General features: G+C 45.9%; 8 protein-coding genes and 1 riboswitch. Of the genes, 3 read left to right on the plus strand and 5 right to left on the minus strand.

Translation table 11 applies throughout. The features are described from left to right. Positions 1-50 precede the first annotated feature (50 nt). Positions 51-425, minus strand: coding sequence for a YacL family protein (locus AAA952_RS21795; protein WP_338259565.1), 375 nt, complete (start codon positions 423-425; stop codon positions 51-53). A 196-nt stretch (positions 426-621) separates the two neighbouring features. Between AAA952_RS21795 and AAA952_RS21800 the strand changes: the two genes are divergently transcribed. Further along, positions 622-1,587 carry a zinc transporter ZntB gene (locus AAA952_RS21800; RefSeq protein WP_338259567.1) on the plus strand — a complete coding sequence of 322 codons (966 nt, stop codon included), beginning with the start codon at positions 622-624 and terminating at the stop codon, positions 1,585-1,587. Positions 1,588-1,684: 97 nt separating this feature from the next. Here AAA952_RS21800 and AAA952_RS21805 read toward each other — a convergent pair whose 3' ends face one another. The 3 genes from AAA952_RS21805 to AAA952_RS21815 all read right to left on the minus strand — a co-directional run bounded on the left by AAA952_RS21805 (position 1,685) and on the right by AAA952_RS21815 (position 5,035). Beyond that, positions 1,685-2,818, minus strand: coding sequence for a succinylglutamate desuccinylase/aspartoacylase family protein (locus tag AAA952_RS21805; protein WP_338259569.1), 1,134 nt, complete (start codon positions 2,816-2,818; stop codon positions 1,685-1,687). A 1-nt stretch (position 2,819) separates the two neighbouring features. Further along, positions 2,820-4,175, minus strand: a complete 1,356-nt coding sequence (gene lysC, locus AAA952_RS21810) for a lysine-sensitive aspartokinase 3 (RefSeq protein ID WP_263163590.1) — start codon at positions 4,173-4,175, stop codon at positions 2,820-2,822. Positions 4,176-4,325: 150 nt separating this feature from the next. Next, positions 4,326-4,500, minus strand: a riboswitch (Lysine riboswitch). 100 nt (positions 4,501-4,600) lie between these two features. Continuing rightward, positions 4,601-5,035: a DUF3293 domain-containing protein gene (locus AAA952_RS21815; RefSeq protein ID WP_338259572.1), complete on the minus strand. Its 435-nt coding sequence runs from the start codon at positions 5,033-5,035 to the stop codon at positions 4,601-4,603. Positions 5,036-5,623: 588 nt separating this feature from the next. Between AAA952_RS21815 and arcA the strand changes: the two genes are divergently transcribed. Continuing rightward, positions 5,624-6,340: a two-component system response regulator ArcA gene (gene arcA, locus AAA952_RS21820; protein WP_006080127.1), complete on the plus strand. Its 717-nt coding sequence runs from the start codon at positions 5,624-5,626 to the stop codon at positions 6,338-6,340. Positions 6,341-6,428: 88 nt separating this feature from the next. Here the strand turns inward: arcA and AAA952_RS21825 are convergent, their stop codons facing one another. After that, on the minus strand, positions 6,429-8,741 hold the full coding sequence (locus tag AAA952_RS21825) for a S9 family peptidase (protein ID WP_338259575.1): 2,313 nt from the start codon (positions 8,739-8,741) through the stop codon (positions 6,429-6,431). Between the two features lie 266 nt (positions 8,742-9,007). Between AAA952_RS21825 and AAA952_RS21830 the strand changes: the two genes are divergently transcribed. Beyond that, positions 9,008-10,000 carry a class 1 fructose-bisphosphatase gene (locus AAA952_RS21830; protein ID WP_338259576.1) on the plus strand — a complete coding sequence of 331 codons (993 nt, stop codon included), beginning with the start codon at positions 9,008-9,010 and terminating at the stop codon, positions 9,998-10,000. Positions 10,001-10,313: the final 313 nt, after the last annotated feature.

Raw genomic sequence — 10,313 nt, forward strand, 5'->3', positions numbered from 1 at the left:
AATCCCATGATTGCCTTTATGTTTTTATCAAATAGAGATTAAATAAATGATTACAAACCTTTCTCAATAAATTGCTGCCAACTCAATAGCGCCTGCTCAAAATCCTCTAGGCCACAATAAGCTTCTGACTCAGCATCATAGAGTGACATAGCCTCTTCCAATTCATATTCTTGCTCAAAGCCTAAGGTATTGGCAAAGACTCGGGCCTGTTCACGCTCTAACTCTAAGGTAAAATCATTACCAACAAGACGCCATGAACCTCGTTTATCGGCTTGAATTTCTTTTATCACGCTCAACACTTGCTGAATTTTAGCTAACTCAGTCCCTAATTCTTCCGTAAACCATTGCCCAAGCACTTCATGATCCATGCTAAAGCTAGCCAAAAAAGTGCCAGTTAAACTGTTACGCCGAAATTCGTATTCCATTTTATTGTCTCTTTGATCTAAGCCTACTAATGCTAATTTTAACCTATCCTTGGCTAAGTTGCTTGCATCACTCAGCACATCAAATTTATGTCAATTTACGTTTGTCTCATGTCGTTAAGCATAAGTACTGACTTCATTTTCATGACAAAATCAGTTAGTTTGTTTGGATGATTTTGAAAGTTAAATGGAATGCGATATGCACGAAGGGTTTATCTACAGTTTAGTGCTCAGCGGCGCCCAAGCGGGTTCCACCTTGAGCCTAGAACAGATCGAAAAATGGGATCCTCAGGATGGCCTACTCTGGTTACACCTTCGCTATCGTAATAAAAAGGCACGCCACTGGATACTCAATAGCGGTCTGCCTAAGGTCGAAAGTGATGCCCTACTCGCCCAAGACACTCGTCCCCGTGCTGTGATTACAGGTGAAGGCATATTACTCGCATTACGCGGCGTTAACCTCAACCCCAATTCTGCTCCAGAAGACATGGTGGCCGTGCGTATCTATGCCGATAAACAGCAGATCATTTCCACCTGCGATCGCGAGTTACAGTCGGTCAAAGATGTCGCCGAGCTGATCCTTGAGGGCAATGGGCCTACAACTACGGGGGACTTTATCGTCGCAATCTGCGAGCGACTGACCAATCGTAAAGTCGAGTTTATTGATAAATTGGAAGAACAGCTCTCTGATTTAGAAGAACTAGTCGTCTCAGGCAATGTGAAAGATTTACGTACCGATATCGCCGAACTGCGCCGTCAAACTGTAGCCATTCGCCGCTATTTAGCCCCACAGCGCGAAGCATTCTCGAAAATAATTTCCGAGCAATTCAGCCTATTTAAAGATACTGAGCGACTCAAGCTGAGGGAAACAAACGATAAACTTATCCGCACCATTGAAGATCTTGATGCCCTGCGCGATAGGGCTAATGTGACTCAAGAAGAATTACTCAGTCAGCAATCGGAGCAACTCAACAAACGCTTATACTTCTTATCCTTAGTGTCAGCAATCTTCTTACCGTTGGGCTTTTTAACAGGCTTACTTGGGGTCAATATTGGCGGGATACCGGGCGCGGACAACACTTGGGCCTTCGCCACCTTCTGCGGCATATTAATCTCACTCGTCGCCCTGCAAATGGCGCTGTTTTATCGATTTAAGTGGTTATAGCCACCTTAAAACAACAAAGCCAATTGATTAGGATTGGCGTTGTTTTCTCTCAGTCCCTTAAGCTAATTGTTATGAGCTAATGCTTACGAGCTAATTTTTATGATTTAGGCTGGAATGTCGGCAACTCAAACACATGAGTCATGACTTTATAAAGCTCTGTTCCTTGGTGCACTGACGCCGAAGCAAAGTGCAAAATCGGCACGCAGTCCTGCGGCAAACTAACCGTTTTTAGCTCATCCGCCGTACCGTATAAATCCATTCGCAGCAAATTCACTAAGGGCTGCCCCGCAGCTAATGGCTCACCCACAGGTGCGAGGTATTCCACTAACCCAGCACTTGGCGCGTGATATTTTTTATAGTCTTTTAGATAACAACCAAAACGCGTCATTTTAGCGGGTGCAACGGTTTCAGCGATCACGCCTCGGTGGCTTAAATATGCCAAAATCCCTTGTGCATCAACCCGTGCATCCTCAAGGCAGACGCGCTCTTGGCTCGCCAATTCCAAGGTTAACGCTGACACTGCAACTCCTAAATCACGCCCTTGAGATTTTGCAAAATCACTCAATTGCCACCAAGGACAAAACGCAGCCTCATCCATGGCGCCACCAAAGGCATTGGGGATAATGAGCGTATAAGGGATCGACAAAAACTGCGCAGCAGCTAAGTCATATTCAGGGCAATACAAGTGCTTACAAGACTTAGGACCAGTGTGCAGATCGAGCACTATATCCGCGCCATGGGCCATAATCTGCAGGTTAACCGCAAGTCTATGACCCGTTGTGATGCCCCATTCATGCCGCAATTTTTGCTGACAGGCTTCAACCAAAGTACTGCGATAGGCTTGGAGCAGCTCGCTATCACTCAGCTTGGTATGTTCACCATACCAAGTCGGTAAATCGATAGCATGATTCAAATACTCACGATTCCAATTCGCGCCCGTAATAGGATCAAATCGGCCAAGGGTAAACTCACCACTTTTTTGGTTGATCCCGAGTGGATTGGCCAATGGCACTAAGGTGATTTCGCCGCGGATGTCACAGTGTTCAAGCTGCTTCATCAACTGATAAATCACCGCATTCCCTTGTACTTCAGCACCGTGGACATTGGCTTGAATATACACTTTGGGGCCAGTCGCCTTATCGTCACTCGGCTTGAAATGGTAGATAGGCAAAGTGAGTGCTTGCCCTGCGGCAAGCTCCCCGATTTGCAGAGACGATGTTGTCGGCAACATACTAAACGCCTTCGAACAGATTTTGATGCAGCGATTTAACCACTTGTGCCGCTTCCGCTTCGGCCACTAACACACACAGATTATGTGGGCTGGCACCTTGGCAAATCATCCGCACATTGTGTGGCTCTAACACTTCAAATACACGGCGACAGATACCCGGTGTCGTCGCAATACGATTACCGATAATCGCCACTAAGGCCAATCCATCTTCAACTCGCACACGACAATGCTGTGATAATTCTTGCAGCAATGCCTCACTCAACAGACCTTGTCCACTTGAATCTGAACCGGTTTTATCGAGGGTTAGAGACACATTCACTTCTGATGTGGTAATCAAATCCACACTGATCTTATGTCGCGCTAATGTCGCAAAGGTTTCCGCTAAAAAGCCCTGCGCATGCAACATTTGCAAGCTGTGAAGATTTAATAGGGTTTGATCGCGGCGCAAAGCCACAGCGCGGAATACGGGCGCATCTTCCACTTGATGACGGATCCAAGTTCCGCCCTTTTCAGGCTCTTTACTTGAACCCACAAACACTTGAATTTGCTGACGAACGGCAGGAAGAATAGTCGCTGGATGCAATACCTTGGCACCAAAGGTCGCCATCTCGGCAGCCTCATTGAAACTGATCTCGGCAATCGGAAAGGCATTGGGCGCCAAACGAGGATCCGTTGTATAAATCCCCGCGACATCGGTCCAAATCTCTACCGCTGAGGCGCGTAACGCTTCAGCTAACAGTGCAGCAGAATAATCACTACCGCCGCGACCTAACGTGGTCGTTTGACCCGATTCATCGGCACCGATAAAGCCTTGTGTCACAATCACTTGCTCCGCTAACAGTGGCTGTAGATAATCACGAGCTAAAGTCGCAATCTTTTCAACCTGAGGTTCAGCGCGGCCAAAGTGGCTGTCAGTACGTAATACTCGGCGCACATCGAAGGCACTTGAGTTGACACCTTTCTCGCGGATCACCGCCGAAAACAACGCCGAAGAACATTGCTCACCGAGGGACAACAACTCATCCATAGTCGCTTTGCTGCGTTGTGATGCGAGCGCTTCACTCAATACCGACATGCGACTCAATAATTTATCTAATGCGGCGGCCACATCGTTAGGACGACCGAGCTTATCTAAAATCGCATATTGAATTTGGGCAATTTGTTTTAATCGCTGTAATCGGCCATCGTCGTTGATCGATTCTTGGGTCAATTCCACTAACAGATTAGTCACGCCGCTCGAAGCGCTGACCACGACTAAACGACAATGAGGATTAGCTAACACTATGTCTGCACAGCGATTCATAGCGTTATAGTCGGCAACTGAGGTGCCACCAAATTTTGCGACAACGAGGGACATTAGCGCACCTCCGTGAAACACGTAGGGCAACAAATAAATGCAGATTGAATAAGATATTGAATAACTAACATGATCACACTCCGAACTGACTTCGTTCGAAGAGCCTGGTGCTCAATGATAACGCACCCCAAAAGAAGGGAAACAGCAATCGTCACCAGAAGCTCTCCACCAATTACAGGTGACAATCGTCAGGATTCAGCCTGAGCGACCGACATAAACATGCAGCAACCATATCTATGCCTCGGCGTTAATCTCCCTCATCAGTCATCGCTGGAGTTTGTGCTCCTCTGACCGACTACCTAGTTAACGCTCCTCTTCTGTTCCTTTCCTAGGAAAGGGACGAAAAAAGTAGCAATAAACCCCTAATGAAGTCAATGCTAATTTCATAACAAATGAACAATTTAAATAAAATCTTTTGAAAACAACTAAATGTTCAAATCGGGTAGCTCGTATACCAGCTGCACATAATCTCTAAATTTGCCTAAACACACTTCATCATGTCCATCCAAGGTGCAAGGCACTAAGCTCACATCCCCTTGTTCGACAACATAAATCGCATATTGATTAAATTTCTTACCCAATTGCAATGCCATCGTTCTATCGATAAACACGGCCCAACTTTTTTCCATGTGGGATAAATCCGGTGCTGCGCCCACTAAAGCACGATAAGGGCTACCGAGTAATTCAATTTCACGGAGAAGTTGGCGATCGAGTAAACGGTTTTGGCTGGGAGAGAGAAGCTTTGAAGCGGGATTATGAGTGGTAATAACAGCAAAGGAAAAATCACAGGATAATGCTTGAGTCAGCAAAAACAACGGCGCTTGGTAACATTGCCACAAATTTTGAGTCGTATTGTCCATTGGTAGTCTAGTCGAAAAATGAACCCAAGCTAGTGTAGCAGAGTGATTGTAAAATCCAAAGAGGCGTGAACTGGCTCACAGGAATAAGAAATACATTAGTTATACTAATCAATAGCTAAAGTAAATATCATGGTAAAAACCCCTGCTCACCTAAAATTTGTTAACATTTCATTTGTTAACAAATGACTAAAACGAGTACAATGTACGTACTGGTGAGTTGAAACAGATTGAGCAAGATGCTTATCGTTCAATACAGTTTGTTACATATATCGCTTTAAGTAACGTGAACTGACCGGGCATCTGTTTAAAATCTGTTCTACATTTGATTTGTCTTTTAAACATTTAAAAAAAACAATAGTTAAGGAACTTATTCTAACTATTGCTTATCGAAGTTGGTACTGATTACGTTTTCTCGTATTACACTTAAACGTGCACTTAATCTACATCCAGATATAGATGTCACCGTAAAGATTTTCCTTTTGAGCACAAAGCAGTTCAAGGAAGTATCAACGCTTTTATGAATATAAGAGCCCGAAGTAAGTTGCTCTTATTGGTTAGTATAAACTGATTAAAATTTAGGTAAATAATATGCAAAATCCGCACATTCTGATCGTTGAAGATGAAGCCGTTACCCGTAACACGCTGAGAAGTATTTTCGAGGCAGAAGGGTATGTGGTAACTGAGGCCAATGATGGCGCAGAAATGCATAAGGCTATGCAGGAAAACAAAATTAACTTGGTCGTTATGGACATTAACTTGCCAGGCAAGAATGGCCTGTTGTTAGCACGTGAACTACGTGAAATCAACAACATAGGTCTGATCTTCCTGACAGGTCGTGACAACGAAGTCGACAAAATCCTTGGACTTGAAATTGGCGCGGACGATTATATTACCAAGCCGTTCAACCCACGTGAATTGACGATTCGTGCTCGTAACCTTCTGACTCGCGTCAACAGCGCTGGTGCCGAAGTCGAAGAAAAGAGCTCAGTAGAATACTACCGCTTCAACGATTGGAGCTTAGAGATCAACAGCCGTTCATTAGTAAGCCCACAGGGTGAATCTTACAAACTGCCACGTAGCGAATTCCGCGCTATGCTGCACTTTGTTGAAAACCCAGGCAAAATTTTGACTCGTGCCGATCTACTGATGAAAATGACTGGCCGTGAACTTAAGCCACACGATCGTACTGTAGACGTGACTATCCGTCGTATCCGTAAGCATTTCGAAAGCTTGCCAGATACGCCAGAAATCATCGCGACTATTCACGGTGAAGGCTATCGTTTTTGCGGTAACTTAGAAGGCTAATCGCCCGCTAAGCGACACCCGTATTAATTGGTTTGATAAGAATCGATTCAAAAAAACCAGATCCTAGGATCTGGTTTTTTTATGCCTGCTATTTGGCGTTTTTCAACTGCCTATCGAGGAAATCTGCCAGTGAGCGATATAAGTGATTACGCACTTTCTCGCCACGCATCGAATGTTTAGATCCAGGATAATCGATCATCTGGAATAATTTCCCTTCATCCTGCAGCGCCTTATAAACCCGAGTGCTGTTTTCAAACAAGACGTTATCATCGGCCATGCCGTGATACATCAACAAACCCGCTTGATAGTTTTTCACATAAGGGAACACACTGCTGGCTTCATAACCTTTTTCATTCCCCTCAGGATGGGCTAAGTAACGCTCAGTGTAATGGGTGTCATACAAGCGCCAGTCGGTTACAGGTGCACCCGAAATCGCGGCTTTAAAGTAATCCGGCGCCTTAAATAAACTCATCAAGGCCATGTAACCGCCGTAGCTGTGGCCGTAAATCGCTACATTATCGGCATCGACAAATGGCAGACTCCGTAAATAGTCCACTCCCACTTTTTGATCCTTGACTTCAGCTTCACCCAAATGACGGTAAATCACTTGCTCAAACTTTGTGCCCCTGTGGGCGCTGCCGCGGTTATCCAACTGGAACACCACATAGCCTTGTTGCACCAGATACTGGGTAAAGTAGTCCTGCTCGCTCCAACTGTTGGTCACTAACTGTGCGTGCGGCCCACCGTAAACCCGCACTACGACAGGATATTTCTTGCTCGCATCAAACGGCACAGGTTTGAATAAACGGGTTTGTAACACTTGGCCATCTTCAGCTTTCAGTTCACCAAATTCAGGGATTTGCCACAGACCCGCATAGTCATATAAAGGATGGCCTTGCTTGACTTCATTTTGCTCAACCCAAGCCAGTTGTTGGCCCTTGTCACCGTGTAAACTGATCTGCGGTGGCTGAGATAAGCTATTGAAATAATCCAGATACACACTTTGATTGTCGGCAAACACAGGATCGTGCATGCCCGCTTGCTTGCTTACCCGCTCAACCTTGCCACCCGCTAAAGGCACGCGATAAAGTTGTTTCTCGATTGGCGTATCTTTGCGGCCAGTGAAATATACCCAACCAGCGGTTTCATCTATGTATTCCAACGCATCGACAGCCCACTCGCCCTGAGTCAATTGAGTTTTAAGTTTGCCTTTTAAGTCAAAAAGATACAGATGATTAAAGCCGTCACGCTCAGATGCCCAAATAAAAGCCGATTGCTGTTTTAAAAAGTGCAGATCGTTATTAAGGTTCACCCAAGCGTTACTGCGTTCTTTCACTAAGGTTTTTGGCTTAGTCAGCGAGTCTAACGCCACCAGTTGCAAATCTAGCTTATGTTGATCGCGGCTCTGCCACTGGAACGACAAATGTTTGCTATCGGGCAACCAATCGACCCGCGGCAGGTAAATGTCTTTGCTCTTGTCTTCGTTGCTCTCTTCGCGCAGGGTCACCCAATTGATAGCCTTATCTTTTAACGTGACCACACCGAGGGCGATATCGACGTTGTTTTTGCCGGCATAGGGATAGCGCTGCTCAGTAAGTTTAATACCATCAGCATAGATTTCGTTACGGGTTACTTGCTCGACACCGGACTCATCAATACGGGTAAAGGCGATGGCCGATTCATCGGGCGCCCACCAATAACCTGTCATGCGATCCATTTCCTCCTGAGCGACAAACTCGGCCATGGCATTTTTAATAGCCCCGCCGCCATCGCTCGTCATAGCTTGGAATTTTTTGGTCGCCAGCTCTAACACATACAGATTTTGATCCCGCACGAAAGACACAAAATGTCCCTTGGGCGATAGGCGCGCATCTGTGGCAAACCCTTCGCCAATGGGAAGTTGGCTGACACCGTTATCCACTAATGAGAAATAATACAGATTACCAGCAGCCGGAATTAATAGCGCTTGGCTATCATCGGCCCAGAAGTACTCCATAATGCCTTCGCCATAAATACGTTGGCGTTCGCGACGGGCCTTTTCTTCATCGGATAATTCATTGCTTGCCAACTTATCGGCATTGAGCAACAGGCTAGATTTGCCCGTCTTTACATCCATCTGCCAGAGATCATAAAAGTTTTGATTGTCTTTACGGCCCGCAAGATAAGTGACACGCTGACCATCGGGTGACAATTTCAAACCACGAGGACTGGTGCCCGCTAATGCGGGCGAGGCATTCATTCGCTCAATCGTCAGTGGCAGTTTGCCGCCTTCTATTGCATAAGCTGGGGTAATTGAAAACATAGCTGTCGAAATCATGGCCATTTGGCTCGCTATCAGTAGGGGAACGGTGCGCACCTTAAGTGAGCACGCAGGGAACCAAGTTAACCTATTTTTAATCATTATTATTCCTTGGAAACATAATCGCCTAAGATGTCAGCGATTAAAAACAAGCCGACATTGTGCCAGAGGCAAACCCTAAATAGAAATAGCATGCAATATGCCGATACAAATTAGGCCCTTGCGCCAAGCTCAATCCAAATAATCCCAAAAAGCCTTAATATTCGCTAAAAGCATCAGCAACATCGCTGAAATTGTCGACTAACTGAGTTATCATTCGCGGCAAATAACGAAATTGACCTCATTGTTGAACCTCTAAAGGACATAACATGCAGACTCTGGCCCAGCACCTGACCTCACAGGCAATGAACGACTCCCTCTCTCACTTGATTTTAACCTTAGCCGACACCTCAAAAGCCATTAGCCATGCCGTTCGCCACGGTGCACTTGCGGGCGTGTTAGGCGCGACTGAGCAAGAAAACGTCCAAGGTGAAACCCAGAAAAAACTGGATATCATCACCAACGACATGCTCAAAGATGCCTTAAAAGCTGACGGTACAGTGCGCGGTTTAGCGTCGGAAGAAGAAGATCATGTGGTTGAAGTCAGCCAAAATGGTCAATATCTGGTGTGTTTCGATCCGCTAGATGGCTCATCTAATATCGATATTAACTCATTAGTCGGCACCATTTTCTCCGTCCTACCCGCCCCTGCTGGCGAGCTGACTGAAACTAGCTTTTTACAATCTGGCCGTGCGCAATTAGCCGCAGGTTATGTACTTTATGGTCCATCAACCATGCTGGCATTAACCACAGGCCAAGGCGTGCAACTCTTTACTTTGCACCCAGAAACCAATGAGTTTTTACTGACTAACGCCGCCATGAGCATTAGCCCAGATACCCAAGAGTTTGCCATTAACATGTCGAACCAACGTTTTTGGGAAGCGCCAATGCAGACCTATATTGCCGATTTACTGCTCGGTAAAATTGGCCCACGCGAAAAATCATTCAACATGCGCTGGATTGCGGCCATGGTCGGCGATGTACACCGCGTGCTATCTCGCGGTGGTATTTTCACTTACCCAACCGACAATAAAGATCCTAAAAAACCGTACAAACTGCGCTTGATGTACGAAGCCAACCCAATGGCCTTCTTAGTCGAACAAGCTGGCGGTAAAGCCTCAACGGGTTATGAAACTATTTTAGATATTCAACCAACACAAATTCACCAACGTGTTGCCGTCATCCTAGGCAGCAGCAACGAAGTCGACGCTTGCCTGAGCTACCACGGTATTGATTACAGCGAAGAACCAAGTCTGGACTAAGCAGAATCGCTTAGATTTTGATTTTTATGATGAAAGCCACTGACCACAGTGGCTTTTTTGTTGTCGCATAGTGCGACATTTTTAGTTTTTATGCGGCTTTACCGCCGGAGTCATTGCGGCCTTACGGCCGAGGTGAATCAAAGTCGTAGGTCTTCAACCCACACCCGACCAAAAGGGGAAAAGCGCCTGTTCCCCTTTTGGAAATCCCCCGGCGTCCCTAGCGAAGTTACATGCATTGATTACTAGCCTTGGTCTTATGGATAAATTGCTATCGCTTCCGATGGTACATCCTGTACCCCGAAAGCTAGCCGGT

Source organism: Shewanella sp. M-Br (assembly GCF_036245925.1).
GTDB classification, from domain to species: Bacteria; Pseudomonadota; Gammaproteobacteria; order Enterobacterales; family Shewanellaceae; genus Shewanella; species Shewanella oncorhynchi.